The sequence below is a fragment of the Candidatus Eremiobacterota bacterium genome (genome assembly GCA_031082125.1).
Taxonomy (GTDB): Bacteria; Vulcanimicrobiota; CADAWZ01; order CADAWZ01; family Ess09-12; genus Ess09-12.
On the sequence record JAVHLM010000047.1, the window covers coordinates 593 to 26,233 of the forward strand.

General features: G+C 53.6%; 21 protein-coding genes, 2 rRNA genes and 1 pseudogene (1 of these 24 running past the window's edge). 19 read left to right on the plus strand and 5 right to left on the minus strand.

Features of this window, described 5'->3' with window-relative positions:
* Both RDV48_29575 and rrf read left to right on the plus strand, forming a co-directional pair.
* Nucleotides 1–339 (plus strand): 23S ribosomal RNA (locus RDV48_29575); its annotated part reaches 592 nt to the left of the window's first position; the annotation flags it as partial.
* Between the two features lie 69 nt (nucleotides 340–408).
* Nucleotides 409–525 (plus strand): 5S ribosomal RNA (gene rrf / locus RDV48_29580).
* 567 nt (nucleotides 526–1,092) lie between these two features.
* On the opposite strand, the gene RDV48_29585 is transcribed toward rrf, so the two are convergent.
* Both RDV48_29585 and RDV48_29590 read right to left on the minus strand, forming a co-directional pair.
* Nucleotides 1,093–1,605, minus strand: coding sequence for a hypothetical protein (locus RDV48_29585; protein ID MDQ7826986.1), 513 nt, complete (start codon nucleotides 1,603–1,605; stop codon nucleotides 1,093–1,095).
* 22 nt (nucleotides 1,606–1,627) lie between these two features.
* Nucleotides 1,628–2,584: pseudogene (locus tag RDV48_29590) on the minus strand (IS66 family transposase).
* Between RDV48_29590 and RDV48_29595 the strand changes: the two are divergent.
* From RDV48_29595 to RDV48_29610, 4 genes are all read left to right on the plus strand, one after another.
* Nucleotides 2,468–2,905 carry a hypothetical protein gene (locus tag RDV48_29595; GenBank protein MDQ7826987.1) on the plus strand — a complete coding sequence of 146 codons (438 nt, stop codon included), beginning with the start codon at nucleotides 2,468–2,470 and terminating at the stop codon, nucleotides 2,903–2,905. The pseudogene RDV48_29590 and the gene RDV48_29595 overlap by 117 nt on opposite strands.
* 111 nt (nucleotides 2,906–3,016) lie before the next feature.
* Nucleotides 3,017–3,532, plus strand: a complete 516-nt coding sequence (locus tag RDV48_29600; protein ID MDQ7826988.1) for a hypothetical protein — start codon at nucleotides 3,017–3,019, stop codon at nucleotides 3,530–3,532.
* Between the two features lie 299 nt (nucleotides 3,533–3,831).
* Complete coding sequence (locus RDV48_29605; GenBank protein ID MDQ7826989.1) at nucleotides 3,832–3,975, plus strand: hypothetical protein; 144 nt, start codon at nucleotides 3,832–3,834, stop codon at nucleotides 3,973–3,975.
* 38 nt (nucleotides 3,976–4,013) lie between these two features.
* The gene (locus RDV48_29610) at nucleotides 4,014–5,993 is read left to right on the plus strand and encodes a proteasome accessory factor PafA2 family protein (protein ID MDQ7826990.1); all 1,980 of its coding nucleotides are present in this window, start codon (nucleotides 4,014–4,016) and stop codon (nucleotides 5,991–5,993) included.
* 36 nt (nucleotides 5,994–6,029) lie between these two features.
* Here the strand turns inward: RDV48_29610 and RDV48_29615 are convergent, their stop codons facing one another.
* Nucleotides 6,030–7,325, minus strand: a complete 1,296-nt coding sequence (locus tag RDV48_29615; GenBank protein MDQ7826991.1) for a hypothetical protein — start codon at nucleotides 7,323–7,325, stop codon at nucleotides 6,030–6,032.
* A 13-nt stretch (nucleotides 7,326–7,338) separates the two neighbouring features.
* Nucleotides 7,339–9,927 (minus strand): ankyrin repeat domain-containing protein, encoded by a 2,589-nt coding sequence (locus RDV48_29620; GenBank protein MDQ7826992.1) that lies wholly within the window; start codon nucleotides 9,925–9,927, stop codon nucleotides 7,339–7,341.
* A gap of 437 nt (nucleotides 9,928–10,364) precedes the next feature.
* On the opposite strand from RDV48_29620, the gene RDV48_29625 reads away from it, so the two are divergent.
* From RDV48_29625 to RDV48_29635, 3 genes are all read left to right on the plus strand, one after another.
* Complete coding sequence (locus RDV48_29625) at nucleotides 10,365–12,701, plus strand: delta-60 repeat domain-containing protein (GenBank protein MDQ7826993.1); 2,337 nt, start codon at nucleotides 10,365–10,367, stop codon at nucleotides 12,699–12,701.
* A gap of 232 nt (nucleotides 12,702–12,933) precedes the next feature.
* On the plus strand, nucleotides 12,934–13,365 hold the full coding sequence (locus tag RDV48_29630; protein MDQ7826994.1) for a hypothetical protein: 432 nt from the start codon (nucleotides 12,934–12,936) through the stop codon (nucleotides 13,363–13,365).
* Nucleotides 13,359–14,990 carry a beta-galactosidase gene (locus RDV48_29635; GenBank protein MDQ7826995.1) on the plus strand — a complete coding sequence of 544 codons (1,632 nt, stop codon included), beginning with the start codon at nucleotides 13,359–13,361 and terminating at the stop codon, nucleotides 14,988–14,990. Before RDV48_29630 ends, RDV48_29635 begins: the two co-directional genes overlap by 7 nt.
* A gap of 86 nt (nucleotides 14,991–15,076) precedes the next feature.
* Here RDV48_29635 and RDV48_29640 read toward each other — a convergent pair whose 3' ends face one another.
* On the minus strand, nucleotides 15,077–15,379 hold the full coding sequence (locus RDV48_29640; protein ID MDQ7826996.1) for an RNA-binding protein: 303 nt from the start codon (nucleotides 15,377–15,379) through the stop codon (nucleotides 15,077–15,079).
* A gap of 421 nt (nucleotides 15,380–15,800) precedes the next feature.
* Here RDV48_29640 and RDV48_29645 point away from each other — a divergent pair, with 421 nt between their 5' ends.
* From RDV48_29645 to RDV48_29690, 10 genes are all read left to right on the plus strand, one after another.
* Nucleotides 15,801–16,559, plus strand: coding sequence for a formylglycine-generating enzyme family protein (locus RDV48_29645; protein ID MDQ7826997.1), 759 nt, complete (start codon nucleotides 15,801–15,803; stop codon nucleotides 16,557–16,559).
* 128 nt (nucleotides 16,560–16,687) lie between these two features.
* Nucleotides 16,688–17,302: a hypothetical protein gene (locus RDV48_29650; GenBank protein ID MDQ7826998.1), complete on the plus strand. Its 615-nt coding sequence runs from the start codon at nucleotides 16,688–16,690 to the stop codon at nucleotides 17,300–17,302.
* A 176-nt stretch (nucleotides 17,303–17,478) separates the two neighbouring features.
* Nucleotides 17,479–18,675: a serine hydrolase domain-containing protein gene (locus RDV48_29655; protein ID MDQ7826999.1), complete on the plus strand. Its 1,197-nt coding sequence runs from the start codon at nucleotides 17,479–17,481 to the stop codon at nucleotides 18,673–18,675.
* Nucleotides 18,676–18,821: 146 nt separating this feature from the next.
* Nucleotides 18,822–20,063 carry an ATP-binding protein gene (locus tag RDV48_29660; protein ID MDQ7827000.1) on the plus strand — a complete coding sequence of 414 codons (1,242 nt, stop codon included), beginning with the start codon at nucleotides 18,822–18,824 and terminating at the stop codon, nucleotides 20,061–20,063.
* A 410-nt stretch (nucleotides 20,064–20,473) separates the two neighbouring features.
* A complete protein-coding gene (locus tag RDV48_29665) occupies nucleotides 20,474–20,788 on the plus strand; it encodes a hypothetical protein (protein MDQ7827001.1) in 315 nt (104 codons plus the stop codon).
* A 390-nt stretch (nucleotides 20,789–21,178) separates the two neighbouring features.
* Nucleotides 21,179–21,406 carry a hypothetical protein gene (locus tag RDV48_29670; GenBank protein ID MDQ7827002.1) on the plus strand — a complete coding sequence of 76 codons (228 nt, stop codon included), beginning with the start codon at nucleotides 21,179–21,181 and terminating at the stop codon, nucleotides 21,404–21,406.
* Nucleotides 21,407–21,460: 54 nt separating this feature from the next.
* Nucleotides 21,461–23,023, plus strand: coding sequence for a class I SAM-dependent DNA methyltransferase (locus tag RDV48_29675; protein ID MDQ7827003.1), 1,563 nt, complete (start codon nucleotides 21,461–21,463; stop codon nucleotides 23,021–23,023).
* 8 nt (nucleotides 23,024–23,031) lie between these two features.
* The gene (locus RDV48_29680) at nucleotides 23,032–24,150 is read left to right on the plus strand and encodes a three-Cys-motif partner protein TcmP (GenBank protein ID MDQ7827004.1); all 1,119 of its coding nucleotides are present in this window, start codon (nucleotides 23,032–23,034) and stop codon (nucleotides 24,148–24,150) included.
* Nucleotides 24,151–24,852, plus strand: a complete 702-nt coding sequence (locus tag RDV48_29685) for a phage Gp37/Gp68 family protein (GenBank protein ID MDQ7827005.1) — start codon at nucleotides 24,151–24,153, stop codon at nucleotides 24,850–24,852. It begins immediately after the preceding gene.
* A 163-nt stretch (nucleotides 24,853–25,015) separates the two neighbouring features.
* The gene (locus tag RDV48_29690; GenBank protein MDQ7827006.1) at nucleotides 25,016–25,606 is read left to right on the plus strand and encodes a hypothetical protein; all 591 of its coding nucleotides are present in this window, start codon (nucleotides 25,016–25,018) and stop codon (nucleotides 25,604–25,606) included.
* Nucleotides 25,607–25,641 lie beyond the last annotated feature (35 nt).

Genomic DNA, 25,641 nt, shown 5'->3' on the forward strand with positions numbered 1-25,641 from the left:
TAAAGCGGTACGTGAGCTGGGTTCAGAACGTCGTGAGACAGTTCGGTCCCTATCTGCTGTGGGCGTAAGATACTTGAGGGGTTCTGTCCCTAGTACGAGAGGACCGGGATGGACAGACCAATGGTGAGCCAGTTGTTCCGCCAGGAGCATTAGCTGGGTAGCTATGTCTGGACGGGATAAGTGCTGAAAGCATCTAAGCACGAAACCCACCCCAAGATTAGGTATCTCACCGGATTAACCGGGTAAGACACCTTGAAGATGACGAGGTAGATAGGCCAGAGGTGTAAGCGCCGTAAGGTGTTGAGCTGACTGGTACTAATCAGTCGAGGGCTTGCCATAATCATAAGAACCCTCCCTTAACGTTGAGATTATTCTGCAGCATACAACTCTATCACAAAGATTATATATCCCGGTGGCAATAGCGGAGGGGTCATACCCGTTCCCATTCCGAACACGGAAGTCAAGCCCTCCAGCGCCGATGGTACTATCCTGGCAACGGGGTGGGAGAGTAGGACACTGCCGGGATTATTTATTTTCTCATCTCTTTACCCATAAGAACCATTCGAACTAATGCTTATCTCTCCATAAAAGGCCTTTTGAGGGATCATATGAATAGACTTAAGGGTGAGGAATAATTACCCATGAGGATAGATTCGCCACCTTTTTCCATCGCTTATAATAATAAGAGGGTACACCGGGGATTTCCGTTATAAGAAGCTGCTTCTTATAACACCGATTTTCGCGCATCCTTAAACGTCATATAAATATAACATCAAAATCCTACCTGAACTCAAGCGCAAGTTTAGTGCCAGGCATACCTGCTGTTGCCTGATGCATTCTGTCCCATTTTGCCGCACGAAGCACAGGATTATGAGCACGCATAGGATAACTCACGTTGATCTGACCATCAGATACGCTCACGGTTCCTTTTCCTCTTATGAAATGGAGATATATTGTCCTGGCATCGCAATGCTTAAAGCCACGTAATCTTGACGCCAGAATTGAGTAAAGTGTATCCACGATCATCGTCATCACCACGTCGAAATGAACTTTGATAAGGATAGGAGATGACAGTGAATTAAGATGAAAGAACTATACCGCCTCAGCAATGCCGTTCTCAACCCTCCAGCGGCGTCTGTAATTCCCGATCACTAGCTCTACAGGGCTTTCAAAATTGTTGGTGATGAGAAAGGCCGGCTTTTCATTGCCATTGCCAAGAACCACCAACTGGCGCAGCATTCCATCATAGCCTCGAAGCTCAACGATAGACTCATGGACCTCTGGATTCGGATATTTCCGCTTCGCATGGGGGATATGGACTCTCTCCCAGGGAGCCATCTTTTCAATGTCCTGCAGTATGCCTTTACCCCTTCGACGAAGCGTGATAAACTTTACACCCTGTGCATTTAATGCAGAAAGATTGCCATATGTCGTGAACTTTGAATCAAAGACAAAGGTGGGCTTCACGCCTCGCTGTACGCCCTTCCAGAAAGAGAGAAAGGAGAGCGCCTGGTCATTCGCTTCGTCTTGCTTGATATCTGCAGCGGTATAAAGAAGAAGCCTGGAATCGGCATCCTGCGCGAAAAGCGTAAGAGCGCTTTTCATCTTCTTTTTTCTTGGTAAGTTTTTAGTGTCCTGAAGTTGCTGATTCGGGAAATGGCGGTAGTTTCCCTGTTTTGATGTATTCTACAAGATTATCATGGAGGGCATCAATAGGATTATGGCCTCGAATTTTCAGTATTCGGTAAATGCTCATCAGCACCGCCTGCATATCGGCGCCCTTTTCGCTCTTGTTCTGTCCCGAGTTCTTGCGCGTTATCACCGCCGGGCGGATTTCCCAATCCGCCTTGTTATTGTCCGATGCCACGCCTTCATGGTCAAGAAACGTCAGGAGCGCATGCTGAAAATCCCTGAGCCTCTTCTGAATCCTGCGGCACTCCTTGTCAGCAAAAGACTCTCCGATGAACTCTTTGAGGCAAAGCTCCAGTCTCTCCCTGCGGGAAGCGAAAGATTCTTCCGCAAGATCTTCATTTTTGTCAAGGCGAACGGCATCTCGCATCCAGCGGGTGAGCTTCTTGCTGAAAGCTTTCCACTCCAGAGAGGCATTCTTCAGCGATACCTTGGCCAGTTCGCGAAACATATGAACAAAGCATGCCTGGCGGTGTTCCGCAAACTTCCCATAGGCTTACCAGAAGACAGTGATAAGGACTCCTTTGAATATCTCCTTGAAGAATTCTCTCAGCGCAGGAGATCCTCTCGAGCGATCCACCATATAGTAGACAACACTCTCATTGGTAAAGCACCAGAGCCAGTTCGTAATCCCATTCACCCTCCAGCCGGTTTCATCGGCATGGAGATGAGTGCCCGCCTGCGCTTCATCGGCAAGCTTTTCATACCATACGGCGAGGATTTCGCAGAGCCGCTTCCACATATTCACCAGCCCACCGCCACTCAGCTTGAAATGGAGATGGAAATTCAGAACCTCGCAGATATGAGGGATCGTCACTCCAAGACCATAATGAAGCCATGCGATGAAGACCAGAAGGTTCAGGCCGACAGTGGATTTGGGAAGCGCTTCGGCCACGACGCCTTCCACCAGTTTATTGCATCGCTTGCAGAAACTACTGTGAATGACATATTTTTTGACGTAGGCACGCGTGTCTCGCATGTCCTCTATCAGACGCTCCCGGGTCACCATCGAAGCGGAGAGCGTATCGCCACAATGGGGACATTGAAACACATATACGTGGGTCGGTTCTCCGTCAATAACAAGAGGAACTTCACGGTGCTCGCCCTTATGACCCTTCTTTCTCCCCGGCTTTTTCCGCCCTCTTCGGGGAGAGTTCTCTTTCTTGTAAACCGGGACTGCGCCTGGATGCGTTGTCGCTCTTCAATCTCACTCTGAAGGTTCCGTGCAAGCTCAAGAAGCTTGAAAACAATCGCTTCACGGCCTTGCTCATAGATGGCGAGAGCCTCTTGCTCGGTCAGAATACTTCCAAAGGCGCCACAGGTCAACATGGAAGTATTATCCTTGAAGAATAGAAAAAATCCTGCTGGTTTCAGAAAAAACTTTAGATGGCTAAAAACTTACCTTCAGAGAAGTGCCACATTTCTCACACACTTCGGGGTAATGATGCTCTGTTCGGGTATCGTTATTCTGCGGCATAAGCTCTCGATGATGACCGGGGTGGCCCTTCTGCCCTCCCTTTGGACGACCCGATGGAGGCTTTTGTTGTTTGGGTTGTATCCAGGGCGGATCAGAGGATGGAGGCTTCGACGAATTGGAAGAATTCTCTCCCAATCGACTCTTAAGAACCCGGACCTCATCTTTGAAAGCCCGATTCTCAATTTCAAGTTCAGATATACGCTTGATAAGGGTGACGAGAAGATCCTTAACGGCTGGATGAAGCGTTGCCAATGCTTCCGGTGGAAGCGATTGCAGCAGATCTTCGTTGTGCCCGGACTTTTCCTTCATAGAGAGATATTTCAACAGAAAAGTGAAAAATCATGCAAAGTATCAAAATATTCTTGAATTCTGGGAGAAAAGTTCAGCTACTCCTGGGGAGGGGCTGAATGGTTACAGAAAAGGTAAGCATAAGCTGAGGAGGAGTGGAAAAATCAGCGCAAAGCAAAGAACTCCATAAAAGCCCGGGAAAAATCCCGAGTGCGGCGGCGCTTTCCGGCAAAGCCCTCCGGCCATCCCATAGGCCGATGATTCATGAAGGGGAAAAAGTGCATGGGAAAATGTGATCCGGTGATAAGGAGTCGAGCAGTTGATTTTATCAGGGGTATCGATTATAATAGATAGTACGAACGGAAGGAGGAATACCGATGAAACTACAAGATGAAGTCAAGAAGGAAATGCCGGTAGAAAAAGAGGTCGCGCCTCCTGCAATCGAGAACATCAAGCAGGATGCGATGAAAAAGCCGGAGCAGTATATCAAGGACTACAAGATTCCAGCAGAAGGGGAATAAACACTCATCTGGGGCCATAGCAGCGCCCGTCGATTCATGTGAAAAAAAGAATATACGGCTACGAAACAGAATACGGGGTGCTCATCTCGTCCTCAGATGATGATGTCAAGCCGCCTATGAGACTCCATATATACGATTATATGGAGTTTCTTGTCAGTACCACCGTGAAGGTGCTTTACTCGACGTACCGCAAGAAAGGCATTTTTATCGAGAATGGAGGGCTTTTCAACTATGAGGCCCTCCATACGCATTTCTTCGAAGGCCTTGTGGAAATGGCAACGCCCGAGTGCGCTACACCGCGGGAGGTGGCCCTCTACCACACGGCACAGACGTCGATCCTTTATAACATTGTCCAGGAACTCAACAGGAACATCAAGGATATCGACCCGGCATTCATTGGAAGGATATTCCTCGGGAAGAGCAACGAGGACTCAGGGGGGAAGTTCATGGCTTCCCATGAGAATTATCTCGTGGAAGATGACCCGGGTTACCTTTCCAGGCTGCTTCTCCATCTCGTCGTGCCCCTTTTCTGGCTTGTGCACCTTGTGCTGTTAGCCGTCACCTACCTCCCGCTCATCCTGTTTATTCCCCTTGTGGTCGCTTTGTCAGTCTTCTCCTCCCTGCTCTCGGCCCTTTGCTCCCCCTTCAAGTTTCTCCACGGCATGGCGAGGGCCCTCAGGTCATTTGTGTTCGATTTTCTTCTCAAGGAAGAGTTTCTTATCAACCAGTTCGCGAGGATCCACGGCGATTTCTCCCGTTTCATATTCTCCCCCTGGATCACGGCCTTTACCTGGGCCCTCTCGCCCTTCATTTTCAGGAAGATAAGGAGGAGCCTCATCTCTTTCCTGGTCACGAGGATCATATACACCGGCACCGGCAAAGTCGAGGCCCAGCCGCCCAGAAAGGACAGGACCGCCGACAACGGGGGCATCTTCGAGATCTCCCAGCGCGCCCGCGCCATAAAAAGCCTCTGCAGGATTTATTTCGACGACGAGAAGCGCCCCATGATAGATATGCGGGATTTCTTCCTGGAGCCCCTCAGCGCCCTCAGGCGCGAGAAAAGGCTCCATGTTCTTTTCAGCGACACCAACATGTCTTCCATAGGCCTTTACCTCAAGGCAGGCGTCACCGGCCTCATTCTGGACATGATAGAAGACGGCGTCACCTTTGACGAGGTGCAGCTCAAAAGCCCTCTTGAGGCGATGAAGACAATCTCTCGGGACCTTTCCATAAGGGAAAAGGTGCCCCTCAGGAGGGGAGGCTCCATGACGGCCCTGGAGATTCAAAGGATATACCTGGGCAAGGCCAGGGAGTATGTCCACTCCAGGATTCCCGATGACCACGACGCCAGGGACATCATTGAGAAGTGGGAATATCTGCTGGGATGCCTTGAGATAACGCCGTCGCTTCTTTACAGGAAGGTGGACTGGGTAACCAAGAAAGATCTTATCGGGGAAGTGATAAGGGACAGGGCAACTCTTTCCGAGCTTAAGGACGTGGCCCCCTGGTATTCTTACCTGTCCGAGCGTGGCCTCTTGGCGGGCCACCAGGTCCCCCGGGCCCTTATAAGGAGCGTTCTCAAAGAGAAGAAATACCAGGAGTTTCTCTCTTATCTCACCGAAAAGCACATGACCTACGAGGATTTCTGGGAGAAGATGACTCTTTACAGCGAAGTGGTGAAGGTGGACCTCAAGTTTCACGAGGTGGACGAGGAAGGCTATTACTACCAGCTCCTGCAGTCAAATCTTGTGGACAGCCTCTTCACCCACCAGGAGATAGAGGAAGCGAAGGTGGCCCCTCCCCGCCACACCAGGGCCTTTGTGCGCGGCACCCTTATCAAGAAGTTCGGCTACAAGCTCAGCCCCCTGGAAAGGGAAATATACATGGAGAAAATCGTCCAGGGGAAGTGCAAGATAGGATGGAACAAGTTTTATATAAACTGGCCATGGAAGAAGATTAAGCTCGATGATCCATACAACAATAACATCTCCTCAATAGAGAGAGAGATCAACGAATGAAAAATAGGGACAGACTCCTCTATCCCGGCGGAGACCCTACCTCACGGTGACCATGATGACGAGCTCATCGTCTGATGAGAGCTCGATTCCGGGGAAGAGAAAGTCTTTTATCACCTTGGTGAAATATTCCCCCCTGAGGGCCGTAATGATTCCCGATTCTCCCCGGGAAAGCTCCAGAATGACATCGGAGCTGATGGTGTAGATTTTCAGCGGCATCTGCTCGCGCCTGACCCCGAACAGCATCGATGGATCGGCGTTGTTGAGCCATAGCTTCGCCGTCACGTCCCAGCGGCCGGGTGAGAGGGCCGCGCATTTCACCACGCCCTTCATCCCGATATCGATGTAGATGACCTGGTACATGCCTGATCTCGGGTCAAAGTAAGTGAGGGGATATTTCCGCCCGATGAACATGGCGCTCTCGCTTCGTGACGAGAGGATCTTCTGGCAGTCGATGAGCCTCGCCCCGCCCGATTTCGTGAGGCCCGCCATTTCCCCGGGGGAGAGCCGGTAGCGTGTTTCGTACTTCTTCCAGAGCGCGCGGGGAAAAAAGAACGACCTCATCTCGATGCACGAGGGCGGCCCGCCCTTCTCCTCTCCCAGTGGCCCACCCTGGGAAGGCGCGAGTGAGGGGGTGACGGCGACGACAAGCCCGCTCCCTTTCCTCGAGAAGGCCTCTTTCTCCCCGAGACTCTTCAGGAAGCTCTCGAGGGAGAGCCCATGGAAGTTCGAGATGATGAGCGTCTCGCCGTTTCGCAGCCCCGAGAAGGAGAGCTCGGCGCTGGAGTTTTTCGTGGAAGGGTAGTAGAACACCGTGTCCCTCTCAATTTCCTGCCGGTAGTCCTCTATCGACGAGATGTCGGATTTCATTCCCACGTCGATCCTTCCGCCTGAGGTGATGACGGGCTTGATGGCGAATTTCATGCCCACGTCCACAAAAATTATCTGGTAATATGAGTTCTTGGAGTCAAAATAGGTAAGCGGGAACTTGTGGCCGATGGAGGCCATGGTATCCTGGCCGTTCTGCGCGGGGAAATGAAAGGTCTCGAGCTCCCGGGCCATTTTCCCGTCAATCAGCTTCTGGAGGCTCCCGGGTGGCAGCGTATCCTTCTCCCCCAGGGCCCTCACTCCCTCTTCGGTAAGGGAGAGGACGCTGATGCGCAGCCATAGCTGTCCCTTGTCGGAAGGAGCAGGCTTCTCTTCGGCGCAGGCCGCCGGCAAGCAAAGGAAGAAGGCAAAAAAGAGGAGGCTAAAAAGGAAGAAGGCCATTCCCGCGAGCAGAAAGATGGCGGGGAAAGGGCCTTTTCTCTCATGACAGGATACTCCGCTTTTCATAGTGCTTCTCCCTTCATCGTGACGTTTTGTAGACTGACAGGGGGATATCGACGGTCCCCCCCAGGACCTGGGGGTGCTGCCGGTCTTTGGTGATTCTGGGCACCATCTCGGTGACATACTTCTCGATCTCATAGAGGGTGACCTTCCCGCTGCCGCCCGGGGAGGCTTTCCCCCCGAGGCCCGAGAGAAGGGTCTGCGTGAAGACCCCTCCGAGCCTGGGAAACTCGCGGCTGGACTCATCGGCGCGGCATGCGGCGAAAACCGTCACGCCGACCATTCCCTCGGCCAGGCTCTCATGAGGCGCAAGCCCCGCGTCGGCCCCGAAAAGTGACGCCGAATGGCACACGTCGGCGATAAGGAGCACATGCTTCGCCTTCAGATCCATCAGAATTTTCTGAAAATCGCCCCAGACGAGCCCGTCCGCGGGAAGCCCCTCCCGCCTTCCCCCGTGGCACAGGAAGAAAAAGCGCTCCTGCTCATCGAGGACTCCGTGGCCGGCAAGAAAGAGCACTATGAGATCCCTTTCCGTCGATTCCCTGCCTATCTCCTTCAATGCCTTCAGGATGGCGTGATCCTTTGCCTGCGAGTCGGTAAGAGCGAGGGACTTCACCGATTCAAATGCAAGGCCCTTCATTCTCCTGAAGAAGGCCTCGATCTCCCGGGCGTCACGGGCGGCGCACTCGAGATTCAGGTTGCTGTCGCCGTAGTCGCTTATGCCGACTGCAAGCAGGAAGAGCTTCTTCGAAGGCACGGCGAAGGGGTAGAGATAGTGAATGACGACGGTCTCGGGGAGGCTTCTCACCTCGTCAGTGCTCACGGCCAGCGCCTCTATCCTGTTAAGGCCGGGCTGCAGCCTGATTTCAGCAGTAAGCTCCCTTGCTTCCGCGGCGCTGCTCTCATTGATCGCAAAGGTCCCGGCGGGGCGGCCGTTGATGAGGACCACGAGATCCCTGATCCTGCACTTCCCCTTCGCTTCGAGCTTCAGCGTGATCTGTTCCTTCTCAGACATGCCCTCTGGAGGGGAGATGATCCTGATCTCGGGGGGATCAGGGAGCTTTTGTGCTTTCTGCGGGAGAGCCCTTCCGCCGAGGATGTCCCTCACGGTACCGGCGCTTCTGCGGGGGCCCCGGTACTGGTCGAGGGTCACGGCGGCTCCCTTGGACTCAAGAAGGATGGAGCGGGCGCCATAGAGGGATGAGTCAAAATAGAGTCCGGGAGTTACCGAGACCCATTCCCCGTCGCTGAAAGCCACAAGCGTAGTCAGCAGAGCGCCGAACACGGAGTCCACGATGGAGAGAGAGCCGTCTTCTCCGCCCAGGACCAGGTATCTTCCCCCCGGGGAGAATTTCATGGCGCCTATGGCCACGCTCCCCCTGTAGAGGACCCGCGACCTGCTCCTGGAGAGCCCGTCCCAGTATTTTGCCGCCCCGTCGCTCCCCGCCGAGACGAGGTACCTGCCTCCCGGAGAGTAAAGAAGAGAGCGCACCGCTCCCTCATGCCCTTGAAAACGCTTCAGCACCCTGCGGGAGAATATGTCCCCGATAAGGATCTCGCCCGATTCGTCTCCCGATGCCAGGATTCTGCTCCTGGTGGAGAAGCAGAGGGAGCGGATTCCGCTCCCATGGGCATAGAGGAGCTCCTGGCTCTCCAGGCCCGGGAAATCAATCGCCGTGAGGGTGCCGTCCTCGCATCCCGCCAGAAGCGTGCGGTTTTCAGGGGAGAGGGCCAGCGCGGTGAGAGGGCTGTGGGAAAGAAGAGCGGACCTGACAGGCTCCCCTGAAGCCAGGCTCCATACCTTCACCGTGCCGTCAGTGCAGCCGCAGGCAAGATATTTTCCCTCGCTTGAGAAGCAAAGGCTTCTTACCGGCGAGGAATGGGCGAGGACCTTCTCGGAGCCGTCACGGAAAAGGGCGCTCAGGTCACGCAGGATGACAGTGCCGTCGAGGGATCCCGAGGCAAGCCGGGAGCCTCCGGGGGAAAAGGCCACGGAGGTCACGGAGGCCTTGTGCCCGCTGAAGCCGGCAAGGAGCCTTCCCGATACTGGGCTCCATATGGCCAGACGGCCGTCATCGCTTCCCGAGACCAGGAACCGTCCCCCGGGGGAGAAGCATATCGCGGTGACGGGCGCGGCGCATCCTTCCTTGATGCGCCATGGCCGTTCCTCCAAAGAAGCATCAGGGGCCGTCAGCTCCCCGTAAGGCAGCCCCCCGAAGGGCATCTTCCCTTCATTGTCAGCTTCAAAGGGATAGGCACCCTGAGAGAGAAGGAGAAGGATCAACTCCTTGTTGTTGTTCTCTGCCGCGAGGTGGAGAGGCGTCCTGCCCAGGCCATCGTGAGTGTTGACATCGGCCCCCATGTCCAGGAGCAGCCTCACGCATTCCTCGTTGTTTCGGTATACGGCCAGGTGCAGGGCCGTGCTGCCGTCGCGGTTTTTGGCGTTTATCGCGGCGCCCTTCAAAAGGATCGCCCTGATGACATCAGCCCGCCCCTCTTCGGCAGCCCTGTGAAGAGGAGTGCCGGTATCAGCCGCCCAGGCCCCCCCTGCGACAAGACACACTATCAGTAAAAAAAGTGACAGACTCTTATATCTGCAATTATGCAACACAGGTGCAGTCCTCACCGGATAAAAATATGTGAATGCCGATGAAAATTCCAGGCCCCTCCATTATACACCCGGCCACCACCCGATGCAAAGGGAGCTTCTCGAATCTGAAGAGAATATTCAGCAATTAAAACCGGGCGGAAAATATAGTACGGTCAATAACGCTGGAATTCCGGAGCTCGTGACACCCGATCCGGCCAGGTTTTCCCCATGGAGCACGCACCGCAAGGCCGGGGAATTTTTGCCGACAGGATTACGCTGTTTTTCAGAAAGGATTTTTCACGCTGAGAATGTAGTATACCTTTGTAAATATTTTACCTTACTCAACCCCAGTAAAACATCCCAATGCTCGAACACCGTTCCGTAAAAAGAATTATCGTAATCCATCGCAAAAGACCGCCTTTATCTCTGCGGTGAGAGAAAGGAGTGCACTTTCCATGAAGAGGATGACCATGCCATTCCGCTTTCCTTTGATTCTTCTGCTCGCTCTGGTGATTCTCTGTCTCTCCTTTTATTTTACCGGCTGCGGCGGGGGCGCGGGGAATGCAGGGGGATGGGCAGGAGGCTCCTCATCAGGCGGTAAGGGCTCCCTGAGGCTGGAGCTTCCTTTCCCTCGTTACCAGGTGACTGAAAATGTTTATGCAAGGGTCACCTCATCGGCAGGCACAAAGGTTGAGGAGCTGCTTCTTCGCAACGTCCCTTCAGGGGTGAGCTCCTATGTGATTTCAGCCTGTGGCAATGAGAGCGCCGCTCCCCTTTTGAAATCCGCCACGATTACCCGCCCCGCATCAGGAAGCATCGGGAGCGCCACGTTAAAAAGCCTCCCTGAAGGCCGGAGCACCCTTCGCGTGAAGGCTTATACCGCAGACGGCGCTCTCGTGGCCGAGAGCTTCACCGCTGGAGATTACCGCGGCATGGTGACCGTTGATCTCCCTTTTCCCGGGCAGGGAAGATTCGTGAAGGTATCGGTGAGGACCCGGGGAGGCCTGTTCAGAAGCGCGGGAAGTCTCGCCCTTAGAAAATGCTCAGCCCGGGAGAGGGAAATACCTTCGGAGGTGGCATATTATGTAATCTCTGTGAGCGAGCGCGGGGATACAGGCCCCGTGCTGACCCCGGTGAGGGTAGACCGCCCCGGTGACGGAGCTTCTGCCTCTGTGACTCTTGATGAGATACCCATCGGCTGGAAAACTGTCACCATAAAAGCATACAATGGCAACAACGGGCTTGTGGCCGAGGGATCGGCTGATGCTGAGATTCTGCCGGGCGATGCAGGCCCCGACATCACCATATCTCTCACTCCTCTGGTCTCTCCCGCTCCCTCCCAGTCACCGGCTGCCTCTCCTTCTCCCTCACCTGATATTTCACCTGTCCCGTCGCCTGCCCCCACGGCAAGCCCCTCGCCGGTGCCGACGCCTTCCCCTGACCCTCCGGGCCCTGGCCCGGTCCCGAGCCCGACTCCTACTACCGGCGATGTGACAGGAACCGTCACCGATGCCGCGACATCCCTGCCCATTGTCGGTGTGACCGTGACAATAGGCACAAGCAGCACCAGCACCGCCGTTGACGGCACTTATTCCATAACCGGGTTATCGGCGGGCCTCCATGTGATCTCCGGCCAGAAGAACGGATATAAGAACTATTCATCAAGCGTCTCAGTGGCAGCCGGCTCCACTGCGGTTCACGATTTTTCCATGGATGGCCTGAAAATTCTGATAGGGGGAAATTTCAACATCTATAATGCAACAACCCGCAATTTCTGCGCGCAGGTAAACCCTGACGGCTCCCTCGACACCTCCTTCAATCCCGGCACGGGAAGCGATACCGCCATCGAGGCGCTTGCGGTGCAGAGTGACGGCAAAATCATTATCGGCGGGCAATTCTCCACTGTCAATGGCGTCTCACGAAACCGCATCGCCCGGTTGAATCCTGACGGCACCCTTGACACCTCCTTCGATCCCGGCACGGGATTCAGCTCAACTGTCTGGGCACTGGCTGTGCAGAGTGACGGCAAAATCGTCGTGGGCGGAAATTTTGTCACTTATAACGGCTTCCCGTGTAACCACATCGCGCGGTTGAACACCGACGGCTCACGGGACACCTCCTTTACACCCATTTCAGGAGCCAACAACGTGGTCTATACGGTGGCTCTGCAGAGTGACGGTAAAATCGTCATCGGCGGATTCTTTTCCGATTATGACGGCACCGCGTGCTGGCGCATCGCGCGGGTGAAAACCGACGGCACCCTTGACACTTCCTTCACGAGCAACCCGGGAGCCGATTCCCTTGTCAATTCTCTGGTAGTGCAGAGTGATGGCAAAATCGTCATCGGCGGAGGTTTTTCCAACTATGACGGCGTCGCGCGTCAACGCGTCGCGCGGGCGAACAGTGACGGCACCATCGACACCGCTTTCAACAGCAGCTCGGGAGCCAGTTTCAACGTCGAAATGCTGGCGGTGCAGAGTGACGGCAAAGTCTTCATCTGCGGGCAATTCACCAGTTATGGCGGCACCCCGCGGAATTACATCGCCCGGGTGAACGCAGACGGCTCCCTCGACACCTCCTTCAACCCCGGCACAGGAGCCAATGTCCCCGTGCTCTCGATGGCACTGCAGTCCGATGGCAAAATTCTCATCGGCGGGCAGTTCGCCAGCTATAACGGCACCCTGCGTAATTACATCGCGCGGGTAAACGCAGACGGCTCCCTCGACACCTCCTTCAATCCCGGCACGGGGACCAACGGCAATGTTACGGCAATAATCCTCCAGGCCCCATAGTAAGGCAGGACTCCTTTATTGACAGAAGGGCGCCGCTCGGGAGGCATATGCCTGGGAAAGCCGGGGGCCCTGCTCCCTGCCGGCAGATAGCCGGGGAAAGTACCGCCCGAGAAAGGAAAAGCTTTGTCTGCTGCGAAGTCTGTAATATGAGTCCCGTGGTTTTCTGGTCGTATTAAAGCCCGGTCCCAGCTATGAATCACTGTTCTAAACGACTGAAGAAAAGAGGTGCCTTATGGTGATATCGCGGTGTCTTATGAGCTTCCTTGTTCTTGTCCTGGTCTTTTTCTCACCCCTGCCTGCCAGGTGCGAGGAGAAGCTCGCGCCTGCGCAGATCATGATGGCCTATACCAACATTTCGGTGCAGATGAAGAACCTCGCCTGCGCCCTCGACATGTATAAAACCGACAATAAGCGCTATCCCGGGAGCCTCTCGCAGATATATCCCACCTATCTGAAAAAGCCCAGCGACACGATGAAGGATTCTTATTTCACCTACCTTCCCTCGCAGAACGGGCAGTCATTCCAGCTCCAGTTCAACCAGGGGGCGCCTCCGGGCGTGAAGGTTCCCGGCGGCTATCCACGCTATGACAGCACGAAGGCGGCAATCGAGTATATGCCGGGAATCACCGATTTTGAGGCTTTTCTGAGGAAGATCACATGGTAAGCCTGGCCGTGTGGTGCCATTGTATAAAAGTCTGTCCCCGTTTTTTTGCAGCCCTCGCGCTGGTCTCTTTGCTGATCTGTGGCTGCGGCGGAGGGAGCGGCTCATCGGGGGCCTCGGGGTACAGTGCTTCAAGCTCCACCTCTTCTCCCACTCCCTCGCCCTCCAGTCCTCCGGCTTCCCTCACCACGAGCGAGGTGCGGCTTGTGAACAACAGGCCCGTCCTCTTCGTAAATGACCGCGAGCTCACCCCCAGCGTGTTCACTGAAGTCTATTACCATCCTGACGATATGCCCGCCCACGCGAACCAGGCCCTCTACGCCTCGGGTGACAGCCGGTGGGTGACGGCCATGAAGAAGGTCATCGACAGGGCGAAGGAAAACGGCGTGAAAGTGGTGATGGCGAGGATATGGTGGAGTGACGTGGATCCATCAACGGCAAGGCCGTCGCCGATAAGCAGCAATTTCACCTTCGCGAAGCTCGATGAGGTAATGAATCATGCCCAGGCGGAGGGAATGTACGTGATACTGATGTCAGACCTCCACAACAAGTATCCCGCCTGGTGGAAAGCCGAGAACAGCTTACCTTACGCCACGGCCAGGAACACCGGCTGCGACTTCTGTGAGACCGATTCATACGGCAACCAGTACAACAATCCAAGCATGGGGAGCGATAAAGTGCGCAGCGACTTCGGCGGTTTCCTTGAGGCGCTGGTGAGCCGCTACAAAGCCCATCCAGCCCTCATCGGATGGGCCTTCGGCCTCGGCGCGAGCGGGGAGGACGGGTACGGGCCCAATTACATCCTGGTGCTGGGGCTGGGGGGATACCCGCCTCTTGAGGGCGGGTGGCAGCCCCTGATGTTTACCGACTACTCTCCCTTTTTCCAGCGGGCCTTCAAGGAATGGCTCCGCGCCAAGTACAAGACCGATGAAGCGCTCCAGGCCGCATGGTCTGACGGAGCCGCTTCTTTCTCACACTTCATCATGCCCGGGCCTGAAGAGATGGTGAAAGACGCCGCAGCCTTCGGCATGAACAAGTTCCCCGAGCCTGATTCCAGCGGAGGCGGGAACTACGCTGAAGCGCTCACCCCGAAGGGCATGGACTTCTACGAGTTCAGAAACTTTACCAGGGACAGCGAGACTGATTTCTACGCCGGAATTTTCAAGAACAACGACCGCAACCATATCCTCATCCTGAACGGAGGGGCGACACCCCGCAAATCTCTTCTTACCCACTCCAGGGTGGACGGCATCATGGGCAACCCCAACCTCACCTATACCGACGACAAAGGCGGCAGAGGATCGCAGTCAAACGCCATCATGTCGGAAATTGCCACCGTCACGGGGGCCGGGAAGCTCTGCCTCATCGCCTCGGAGAACTCCGACGGCACCCTGGAGCTCAGGGAGCCGCAGCAGCTCACCTATCTCGAGACCACAGGCAAGTCGGTGCGCTCGGGCGGGGGCTGGATGGGATACGCGAGCGACCTGCTCGACAGCGGGGGCACCGAATCCATCTGGCTTCCCACCTGGTCTTCGCCTCAGGCCATGGAGGTGGTGAAGAAAATAGCGGCTTACGCACCTTCCCAGGGCAGGGCGGCACCCGGGAGTAACTGTCCTGGGAAAGAGTGAGGATCCCCTCTGAATAAAAAAAGAGCCGAGTGTTGCGTCGGCTCTCTTTCTGAGTGATTGTCGCCCTGCGGCGATGATTCGCGTTATTATCTTCTGCTGTAGCTTCTGTTGCCGCCCGATGAGCGGCGGTCACCACCTTCTGTACGGGGGCGAGCTTCGTTCACGACGATCGTCCTTCCGTCCATCTGGGTGTTGTTCAGCATCTGGATTGCCTTTTGCGCCTCTTCTTCCGTGGTCATCTCGACGAAGCCGAAGCCCTTCGGTCTGCCGGTTTCCCTGTCGGTAATGATGCTCACGTTGTCAACAGCTCCAGCGCCCTGGAACGTCTGAGTCAGCGTCTCTTCGGTGATGCCGTAAGGCAGGCCACCGACGTATAATTTCTTTCCCATAGTGTTTCTCCTTTCTTATTTGCTTCAGGAGAAAGACTTGCGAGCAATGCTTTATCCTTTATCAAACATATTAATATACCCAGTCCTGCTTCACTCTCAAGACTGGGCAAACTTTTCAATTTTAAATCCAGTAAGGATTGCGATTCGACTGTGGTAAGTATATCATGTCGTGCATATAATGTCAATGGATATCCGGAAAAAATCTGAAGCCCCCTGCTCCCCTTGTGCATATTCTCCCGCCTTTTTCCTCGATGATTTTCATAAGCCGGCAATGATGCTATGCCGGTGTGTAGAGGGAAACCTGAGACCGCGCTGGAGGAGAGGGCCCCGGAAAGCCGGATGAGGGAGAAATGGCAAAAAGAGCGAACTCTTTTATGGGGAAGAAGACCCATGGAAAGAAATAAAAGAAAGGAGCAGTGCTATGGAGAAAATCAATCCCGCTGACGGCGCCGGGTTGATCCTGATCCCCGCAGGAGAGTTTTTGATGGGCTCTCCTCCCGGGGAGGGAAGGAATGACGAGCGCCCGCAGCACAAAGTCCATCTTGAAAGCTATGGGCTCTATAAATATCAGGTAACCAACGGGCAGTTTGCGAAATTTGCGGCAGAGTCAGGATATAAAGCGGAAGGTGTGTGGAAGACCTGGCACAAAGCAGGTAGAGAGAATCACCCGGTGGTCTGTGTGACATGGAATGATGCCCTGGCTTACAGCAAATGGGCAGGCGGGAGTCTTCCGACAGAGGCGCAGTGGGAGAAGGCGGCCCGGGGCACCGACGGCCGGCCTTTCCCCTGGGGCGATGAATGGGATGAGGCAAGGTGCAACTGGGATAAAGGGCCGAAGCTGCCGGTGATGGTCGATTTGAGCGAGGGAATGGGCACGGCGCCGGTAGGCTCCTTCCCGGCCGGAGCGAGTCCCTGCGGGGTCCATGACATGCTGGGGAATGTGTGGGAATGGTGCGCAGACTGGTATGATAAGAGCTATTACAAGCACAGTCCCCATGAAAACCCCGCCGGACCGCCGGAAGGAGCACATCGAGTGCTGCGTGGAGGATCATGGGCTGCCGAGGAAGATATCAACCCTCTTGAGGATCTTCGCTGCACCGCACGCCGCAGGTTCAATCCGGGTTACAGGTATCGCATTGACTTCGGTTTCCGTGTCTGCCTCCCCGCCGACACTCTCTGATAAGCTCCCTTGACCTCGTGGCTGCCGGGAGGCTTCACCCGGGGCGTCATGGTGCTGTGTGCCGGGTGAGGGCTCGGCTGCGGTGCAGGGCCTGCGCGCCACATCTTTGAGACAAGGAGGAAGGTTTCATGAAATCCTATTCTGTCTTTTACCTCAGGGATAAGACTCCGGAGGAGCTGGAGCGCCTGGCGGGCGGCGAAAGAAAGCTCCGCCTCATGCTCGGCCAGGTCAATGTCCACCCCGGCTCGCCATGGCTCGAGTGCAGCTTTCACAGGGATGCCGGTCCGCCCCATGACGAGGCCCTGTTCGGTGAAGCCTCCGTTATCAGGGAGCAGTCAAGGGCCTTCGGGGAGATGATATTCCTTTACTGCAGCAAGCCTGACTGGTTCTATTACGAGCACGCCCGCGACGGGGTGCTGCTGCGCAGGCTGACCTGGCTTCCCTTTCTTGACGGTTTTGACACACCGGGATGGATTTCCGTCGAGGGAGAGCCTGAGCCGTGGGAGCGGGACTTCTTCTTCCAGGAGAAAAAGCTTGAGTGGGCCATCAGGAAAGCCCGCGATATCTATGCCTGTGAAAAGGATTTTGATCTTTCGGCCCACGAGGCGGGAATCCGCCGGATCTGGGAGCATGGCAGAATTGAGGCCCGCAATGCGCTGCCGGAGTGTGACTGGACGGTTGCAATGCACGTTGAGGAGGTCTTCGGGCTCAGGCACCTGGCGGATCCCTGGAAGCCGGCATGAGGTGCCGCCGCTTCAGTTTCAACACTCATAAGCTCGGCATTGTTCATCAGTATAGGTGCTCCATTCAATGCAGCCATATCCTCCGGGTGATTCAGAGCCCTGAAGGAGAATTCGCGGGAGTGATGAAATCTGCCAGGTCTTCACATAGAGGGAAATATACAAAGGAGCAGATGGTGATGAAAAAATTCTCTTTTCTCATTCTTGCAGGGCTTGTCATCGTGCTGACAGGCTCGACTCTCTCTGCGGCGCAGGCACAGGAATCCCTTGATTCCATGCTCAGGCCGTACCTGGCGAAGTATGAGCTTCCTTCCCTGGCGGCAGCGGTGGCAAAGGAGGGAAAAATCGTCTGCGCCGGCGCCGTGGGGACACGGCGGTACGGCGAGAATATCCCGGTGACGATACATGACAGGTACCACCTGGGCTCCGACACCAAGGCGATGACGGCAGTGATGGTCGCGATGCTCGTCGATCAGGGGAAGCTGCGCTGGAATACCCCCATGGGCGAGATCTTTCCCGAGCTCGCCGCCTCGATGGACCCCGCTTTCAAGGGAATCACCGTGGAGCAGCTCCTCTCCCAGACCTCCGGCATGCCGAGCGACAACACCTCCAAGGAAAGCGAGGCCTACACCAGGTTCATGATTGATGAGGTGTCCTATCCCCAGGGAAACCTTGATGAGATACGCTACTGGCTCGTCGGGAAGTGGTGCGGGCTCCCCGTGCCTTCAAAACCGGGCGAGAAATTTGAATATTCCAATCTCAACTATATTATTGCCGGCGCCATAGTCGAGCACATCGAGAAGAAAAGCTGGGATGAGCTCATCATTGAAAAGGTTTTCAATCCCCTGGGCCTCAGGAACACCGGTCTCGGGATCCAGTCATCGCTCGGAAGGGTCGATGCGCCTCTCGGGCATGCCGTCGTCGAGGGAAAGATCAAGTGTTTTCTCGCAGGCCCGCGGGCTGACAACCCCGTCGTGGTGGGACCTGCCGGCATCGCCAATATGTCGGTGCTTGATTTCGTCACATGGGCGGGATGGAATGCCGGCGAGGGGAAACGGGGCCCCCACCTTGTCAGGCCCGAGACGCTCAGGAAGCTTCATGCCCCTGCCGTTGCCATACCTGCGCCCAAGGATGCCCCCCTGGGGACGGCGACGGTGGGAAAATATGCTTTCGGGTGGGGAGTGGTGGCCGTTCCCTGGGCCGCTCATCCGCTTCTCTTTCACGGGGGCTCCAACGGCTTGAACTTTGCGGAGATCTGTGTTGATACCGAGAAGGACCTTGGGATTGTCATCCTGACCAATATGGGCGGGAAGAATGCCGATGCGGCGGTAAAGGAAATCCAGAAAGAGCTTTATCGGAAGTACGGCGGAAAGTGAGAAGGGGGGCGGAATCCACCTTCCTGTTGATCGAAAGCACGAGACTCACGGCTGAAGAGCTCAGAGGTCTGTGGTGATGGCTCTGGAGGCTGGTGAAGCGGGGGGAAGAGTCTGATGTCACAATATCAGGAAAGCGTGCCGGGCTCATGAAACAGAAAGATTCAACAGCACCGGAGCATGAGCGCTCTCTCGATGCGCTGCAGCTCATACATCATCTGCAGGCGGGCGTGGTGGTCCATGGTCCCGACACGGCGATTCTGCTGGCCAACAATGCGGCATCGAGGCTGCTGGGGCTGTCGCTGGAGCAGATGCAGGGCAAGGTCGCCATAGACCCTGACTGGTGCTTCATCCGGGAAGACAGAACGAAGCTCCCCACTGAGGAATATCCGGTCGTTCGGGTGATCGCAGCGCTCCAGCCCCTGGATACGCAGATCCTCGGCATCAATCGTCCGAATACGGGCGACATCGTCTGGGTGCAGGTCAATGCCTTCCCGAAGCTTGATGACCGCGGGCAGTTGGTCCATGCGGTGGTGACGTTCGTGGACATCACCGGGCTCAAGCGGGCTGAGGAGCAGATCCGCCGGCTTAATGAGGACCTGCAGCGCCATGCGGCAGAGCTGGAGCGCCGGGTGGCAGAGCGGACTGCCGAGCTGGAAGTGGCCCGCGATCATGCCCGGGAGTCCGACAGGCTCAAATCGGCTTTTCTCGCCACGATGTCCCATGAGCTGCGCACTCCCCTCAACTCCATCATCGGCTTCACGGGCATCATTCTCATGGAGATGGTGGGCCCTCTGAACGAGGAGCAGAAAAAGCAGCTCGGCATAGTGCGGGCCAATGCCCACCACCTGCTGGAGCTGATCAACGACATACTGGACCTTTCCAGGATAGAGTCAGGCCAGTTCGAGATTACCCGGAATCTCGTCGATATGGAGAATACCATAGAGAAAGTACTCGAGAAGATGACGCCCCTGGCCGGTAAAAAGGGACTGGAGCTGACGGCCGTGATCGCCCCTCCCGTCGGCCAGGTTCTCGGAGACCGCCGGCGGGTGGAGCAGATCCTCATCAACCTGATCGGCAATGCCATCAAGTTTACCGAGGAGGGCGAGGTTCGTATCGAGAGCAAGGCAGAGGGCCGATGGCTGGTCACGCGAGTGCTGGATACCGGCATCGGCATCAAGCCAGAAGACCAGGAGATGCTCTTCAGGCCTTTCCGCCAGGTGGATACGCGTCTCTCCCGCCAGTATGAAGGCACCGGTCTCGGTCTTTCCATCAGCAGGCTGCTGGTTGAGGCCATGGGGGGTGAAATTCACGTGGATAGTGAATTCGGGAAGGGGAGCGCCTTTACGTTCACTCTGCCGCTCACCCTCCCCTCCGGCCCTGCTGAGTAAGCTGCCGCCCGGCCGATGATCATAAAAAAAATGCGCATATCATTTCAGTGAGGATCCCCTCCTGCGGATCCTCCGCAGCTTGAGCTCCTTTCCTGGAGAGCATCTGGGCTCGCCGGCCTCTTTTGCCACAACTCGCCCTTTCGGGCTCAAACAGTGGCAAAAGGATCGGCCGCCTTGCGCCCGATGCTCTTGCCATGAATTCCGCAGGCTGCTCCGGATTCCACAGGAGGGGCTCTATCCATTACTGCATGAAAATGGGAGCCCTGGCCCCACGAGGAGGTATGCTCCAGCAAGGCGAAAGTGAAAGGGGAGGGGCACACGTGGGCACTCTTTCTCACTATGGCGGGGTTGACAGGGTTTAACCTACAATATATAATTATATGGAGAAGAGTAGGTTAAGTGAGGGCGCCATGGAAATGGTAAAATCAATGCTCAAAGAGGAGCTTGCTCATTCCCTTGAGGTGCTGGAGCATTATCGCCGTGCGCTCTCCGGGCTTCCCTCCGGCGCGCTGGTGAAGAAGCGGATTCACGGCGGGGAGTACTGGTACAGGGTGTTCCGGGAAGGCTCGAAGGTGAGGACGGAGTATGTGGGAAAGGTGAACGGGGAGGAAGCCGCAGCGGCGCTCAGGGATCAGGAAAAGCGGAAGCGTTACCGGGAGCTTGAGAGAGAGGTGCGCCAGAAGATACGCTACCTGGAGAAGGTGATTCATGCCCGAGCAGTATGAGGTGGTGGACAGGGTGCTCGAGGCGCTGGAGCCAGTCTTCATGGAATTTGCAGGAAAGGCGCATGATGCCGCTGGATAAGGGGGGAGCGCTGTACATGGCGGCCCTGGAGAAGATTGGCGGATCAGGCATCAACCGGATCTCCCCAAATGCCTGAAAACCGGCTTCATCGTGCCGGGACGGCGCCCAGGTAAGGATTCAGGGGGGGTGAGCCGGGGCTTTTTCTGAGAGTGGACTGGTCGGGTGGAAATTTTGTAGAGGGCTGATTGTGGCTGGATCTGGTGGAGAAGGGCCGGCCAGGGGGTCGCCTGGGGTGGAGAGTTTTATAGGAGTGACATACATGTGTCATTGTATAAAGATATAATAAGGGGAAAAAGGGAAGGATGAAAGCTATGGCACGATACAAAAACCTTGGCGGAAATTCTGGAGTTGTAGAATATGAGATAGGGGAAGATAGTATAAGAGTTGCATTTGACGATGGGTGGAAATATTTATACACCTATCAAAGCGCAGGGAGCCATCATATTGAACAAATGAAGCAACTGGCACTATATGGACAAGGCCTGAACAGTTATATAAAAAAGTATGTTGAAAAAAAATATGCAAGAAAATTTCGATGAAGCACCATAATGTGTAGAAGAAGATTGCTTTTAACAGAAGTGGGGTGAATGGTGATGGCGAGGGCCAAGGTGAAAGAGAAGAATGGGACGGGGGCTAACCTGGGTTTTGAGGCGACGCTCTGGACGGCGGCGGACAAGATGCGGAATAACTTGGATGCTGCTGAATACAAGCACGTGGTGCTGGGCCTCATTTTCCTGAAATATATCTCTGATGCTTTCGAAGAAAAGCAGAGAGAGCTTTTGCAGGAAGCTTCACAGGGAGCCGATCCAGAAGATCCCGATGAATACAGGGCTTATAATGTTTTCTGGGTTCCCAGGGAGGCAAGGTGGGCTGAATTACAGGCCCAAGCGAAACAGCCCGAGATCGGAAAGCTCGTCGATAACGCCATGGTAGCTATCGAGCGTGATAATCCATCACTCAAAGGGGTGCTTCCCAAGGAATATGCGCGGCCCTCACTTGACAAACAGCGATTGGGTGAGCTTATAGACCTTATAGGCACAATCGGTCTTGGCGACAGGGAAAACCGCTCCAAGGACATTCTGGGAAGAGTCTATGAATATTTCCTCTCACAGTTTGCAAGTGCCGAAGGAAAGAAGGGCGGGCAGTTCTATACCCCCCGCTGCGTGGTGCAGGTGCTCGTCTCGATGCTTGCCCCTTACAAGGGGAGAGTCTATGACCCATGCTGCGGCTCCGGCGGCATGTTCATTCAGAGCGAAAAGTTCGTGGAGGCCCATGGAGGCAAGATCGGCGACATCAGCATTTACGGCCAGGAATCGAATCCCACCACATGGCGCCTTGCCAAGATGAACCTTGCCATACGCGGTATTGAAGGGAACCTGGGCGCAGAGCATGCCGACAGCTTTCACCGTGATCTGCACAAGGATCTCAAAGCCGATTATATTCTCGCCAATCCCCCTTTCAATTCGAGCGACTGGGGAGGCGAGAGGCTCAAGGAAGATGTGCGCTGGAAATATGGCGCCCCACCGGCGGCCAATGCCAACTATGCCTGGGTGCAGCATTTCATTCATCACCTGGCGCCCCATGGCATCGCCGGCTTTGTGCTCGCCAACGGAAGCATGTCGAGCAACCAGTCCGGCGAAGGTGAGATAAGGAAAGCCATCATAGAAGATGATATGGTGGACTGCATGGTGGCTATGCCGGGCCAGCTTTTCTACTCGACGCAGATACCTGTCTGTCTCTGGTTTCTTGCGCGATCAAAACAGAAAAACCGCTTCCGTGATCGTCGGGGACAGACCCTGTTCATTGATGCCAGGAAGCTTGGCCAGCTCGTGGACAGGGTGCACCGTGAGCTTACAGATGAGGATATCGCAAAAATTGCAGGGACCTACCACGCCTGGCGAGGTGACAAGGAAGCAGGAACCTATGAAGATATGCCGGGATTCTGCAAGAGCGCCTCGATTGAAGAGATAAGGCAGAATGGCTATGTGCTCACTCCAGGGCGTTATGTAGGTGCCGAAGCGGTGGAAGATGATGAAGAGCCATTCGAGGAGAAGATGAAGAGGCTTACAAAAACGCTCGCGAATCAGTTTGCAGAAAGCGAGAGCCTGGAAAGAGCAATAAAGGAGAATCTGAGAGGGCTTGGTTTATTATTATAGGGGGGAATATGGTCACTGACAAAGGCTGGTTTGAAAAGCCCACTGAGGAATCTCTAGCGAAAAGAGAGATAGTGACAAAATACTTCAGTGCCTGGTCAAAAATAATGCTGAGTAAAAGTAAATCAGTTCTTTCCTATGTCGATCTTTTTTCTGGACCGGGAAGATATGAGGACGGCACTCCATCGACCCCTCTGTTGATATTGGAAAAAGCAATCAATGATGCCGGTTTACGATCACGTTTAATGATAGCTTTTAACGATGCAGATCCAAATCTATCAAACTCGTTGGATAATGCAATTAATTCTTTCGAAGGAATAAATACGCTTGCTTACAGGCCAAAGGTGAATAACATCAAGATAGCAGGGGATATCGTAAAATCTTTTGAAAAAGCATCAAATCCTACGTTATTCTTTCTTGATCCCTGGGGTTATAAGGGATTAACATTGAAATTGATTGGCTCTGCTGTCAAACAATGGGGATGTGACTGCATTTTTTTCTTCAATTACAATAGAATAAAGATGGGGATAGCAAACAAGATCGTCCTTGAACATATGAACGAGCTCTTTGGTGAAGAAGGTATGAGACAGCTCAATAATAGACTGAATTGCAAGGTTAATGCTCAGGAAAAAGAAAATATCATAATGTCTGAGATAACTGATGGATTAAGAAAAATCGGGGGCAAGTTCATTATATTCTTTTGTTTTAAGAATATTAAGGGAACAAAAACAAGTCACTATATTATTTTTGTCAGTAAAAACAAGATAGCGTATAAAATAATGAAAGAAATTATGGCACAGATGAGCACATTGAAAGAGCAGGGAGTAGGCACATTTACTTTCTGTGCGCTTGAGAAGAAACAATTACGCCTATTTGAATATTCAAAACCTCTTGATGATTTGAAGGAAACGCTCCTTAAGGATTTATCAGGAAGGTCAATGACGGTGGAAGAAATATTTTATGACCATAGCATAGATACCCCCTATACACTGAAAAATTATAAAGATGTGTTGAGAACACTTGAGGAAGAAGGCAAGATTAAGATAGTATTACCTAAAGGAAGATTTAAAAGAAAAAAGGGCACGTTGCCTGATGACTTGATTATAAAATTCCCTGAAAGAGTTGATTAAATGGCACACACAAAAATAGAATGGACACAAATGACCTGGAATCCTGTAACAGGCTGCACAAAAATCAGTGAAGGATGCAGAAACTGTTATGCAGAGCGCATGGCGAAGCGACTTCATCTGATGGGTCAGAGGAATTATCAGAATGAATTCAAGATAACGATGCACGAGCATATGCTGAATCTCCCTTATCACTGGAAAAAAACGCAGCATGTATTTGTCAATTCTATGAGCGATCTTTTCCACGAAGATATCCCTTATGAATATATTAAGAATGTATTTGCCACTATGGAGAGCACTCCTTGGCATCGCTACCAGCTGCTGACAAAGCGCTCTGAGCGATTGAGCAGACTGGATTCACAGATCAAATGGCCATCAAATGTCTGGATGGGAGTGAGCGTGGAGAGTGATGCATATTCCTTCAGGATTGACCATTTGAGAAAGACAGGTGCATTGCTGAAGTTCATATCCTTTGAACCATTAATAGGGCCAATTGACAATATCGACCTCTCGGGAATAGACTGGGTTATTGTGGGAGGTGAATCAGGTCCTGGCGCACGCCCTATGGCGAAACAATGGGTAATTAAGATAAGGGATAAATGCGAAGAGATGAGTATCCCATTTTTCTTCAAGCAATGGGGAGGCACACAGAAGAGCAAGACAGGACGGCTTCTGGAGGGAAAGATATGGGATGAGTACCCGTAGAGTTTGTGCCACATCGACGGAGCAGGTCAGAAATAAAAGGAGACTTGGGAAGTGTTCTGTAATGATTAAGGGGCTTTGATATGGGAACATTTGATAATCTTGTGACAAGAAGACAAAATACAAAGAAAAGTCTAGTGTGCAATATTTATGATTAGGGTGTAAGATGATTACTCCAAAAAAGAAAGTAACAATGAAGTGTGACGATGCATTTTTTGTCAATACTCAAATTTCCCATGAGAAAATATTTACAGTCGGTGATTTCTGGAGATGGGCTTTTTCTGACTTACAGGATAATACTTTGAGGGGAGAGCTCGCAGAATTTATCGTGGCAAAGGCGCTTGGGATTAAAGTCCATGTAAGGGAGTCCTGGGCAAATTATGATCTTGAGACGGAGGATGGAATTCAAATTGAAGTAAAAGCAGGTGGATTTCTCCAGGCATGGGATCAGAATAAGCTGTCCAGCCCGGTATTTTCCAGACTTAAAGCGAGATCCTGGAATCCGATAGATGGCTATGATAAGGAGAAATCATACAGGGCTCATGTATATATTTTCTGTGTGCAGACAGCAAAAACCCATGAGGAATATAATCCGTTGGATCTTTCACAGTGGGAATTTCGGGTGGTTTCAATGAAGGCTCTTGAAAAGCTTGATTTCAAGAGCCTTTCATACAGTTCACTTTGTAAGCTCTGTCCGGAGAAAGTTTCTTTTAATGAGTTACGTGAAACTATGTATAGAATAAAAATTGGGGTTTGAGGAACCTATATTAGACTGTGTTGAAATAGAGTTTT

Bases quoted from the DNA above. Each gene is read 5' to 3' on its own strand.
- RDV48_29585 (MDQ7826986.1), bottom strand. From the start codon at position 1,605: ATGAAAAGCGCTCTTACGCTTTTCGCGCAGGATGCCGATTCCAGGCTT.
- RDV48_29595 (MDQ7826987.1), top strand. From the start codon at position 2,468: ATGGAAATTCAGAACCTCGCAGATATGAGGGATCGTCACTCCAAGACC.
- RDV48_29600 (MDQ7826988.1), top strand. From the start codon at position 3,017: ATGGAAGTATTATCCTTGAAGAATAGAAAAAATCCTGCTGGTTTCAGA.
- RDV48_29605 (MDQ7826989.1), top strand. From the start codon at position 3,832: ATGAAACTACAAGATGAAGTCAAGAAGGAAATGCCGGTAGAAAAAGAG.
- RDV48_29615 (MDQ7826991.1), bottom strand. From the start codon at position 7,325: ATGAAAAGCGGAGTATCCTGTCATGAGAGAAAAGGCCCTTTCCCCGCC.
- RDV48_29625 (MDQ7826993.1), top strand. From the start codon at position 10,365: ATGAAGAGGATGACCATGCCATTCCGCTTTCCTTTGATTCTTCTGCTC.
- RDV48_29630 (MDQ7826994.1), top strand. From the start codon at position 12,934: ATGGTGATATCGCGGTGTCTTATGAGCTTCCTTGTTCTTGTCCTGGTC.
- RDV48_29635 (MDQ7826995.1), top strand. From the start codon at position 13,359: ATGGTAAGCCTGGCCGTGTGGTGCCATTGTATAAAAGTCTGTCCCCGT.
- RDV48_29640 (MDQ7826996.1), bottom strand. From the start codon at position 15,379: ATGGGAAAGAAATTATACGTCGGTGGCCTGCCTTACGGCATCACCGAA.
- RDV48_29645 (MDQ7826997.1), top strand. From the start codon at position 15,801: ATGGAGAAAATCAATCCCGCTGACGGCGCCGGGTTGATCCTGATCCCC.
- RDV48_29650 (MDQ7826998.1), top strand. From the start codon at position 16,688: ATGAAATCCTATTCTGTCTTTTACCTCAGGGATAAGACTCCGGAGGAG.
- RDV48_29655 (MDQ7826999.1), top strand. From the start codon at position 17,479: ATGAAAAAATTCTCTTTTCTCATTCTTGCAGGGCTTGTCATCGTGCTG.
- RDV48_29660 (MDQ7827000.1), top strand. From the start codon at position 18,822: ATGAAACAGAAAGATTCAACAGCACCGGAGCATGAGCGCTCTCTCGAT.
- RDV48_29665 (MDQ7827001.1), top strand. From the start codon at position 20,474: ATGGAAATGGTAAAATCAATGCTCAAAGAGGAGCTTGCTCATTCCCTT.
- RDV48_29670 (MDQ7827002.1), top strand. From the start codon at position 21,179: ATGGCACGATACAAAAACCTTGGCGGAAATTCTGGAGTTGTAGAATAT.
- RDV48_29675 (MDQ7827003.1), top strand. From the start codon at position 21,461: ATGGCGAGGGCCAAGGTGAAAGAGAAGAATGGGACGGGGGCTAACCTG.
- RDV48_29680 (MDQ7827004.1), top strand. From the start codon at position 23,032: ATGGTCACTGACAAAGGCTGGTTTGAAAAGCCCACTGAGGAATCTCTA.
- RDV48_29685 (MDQ7827005.1), top strand. From the start codon at position 24,151: ATGGCACACACAAAAATAGAATGGACACAAATGACCTGGAATCCTGTA.
- RDV48_29690 (MDQ7827006.1), top strand. From the start codon at position 25,016: ATGATTACTCCAAAAAAGAAAGTAACAATGAAGTGTGACGATGCATTT.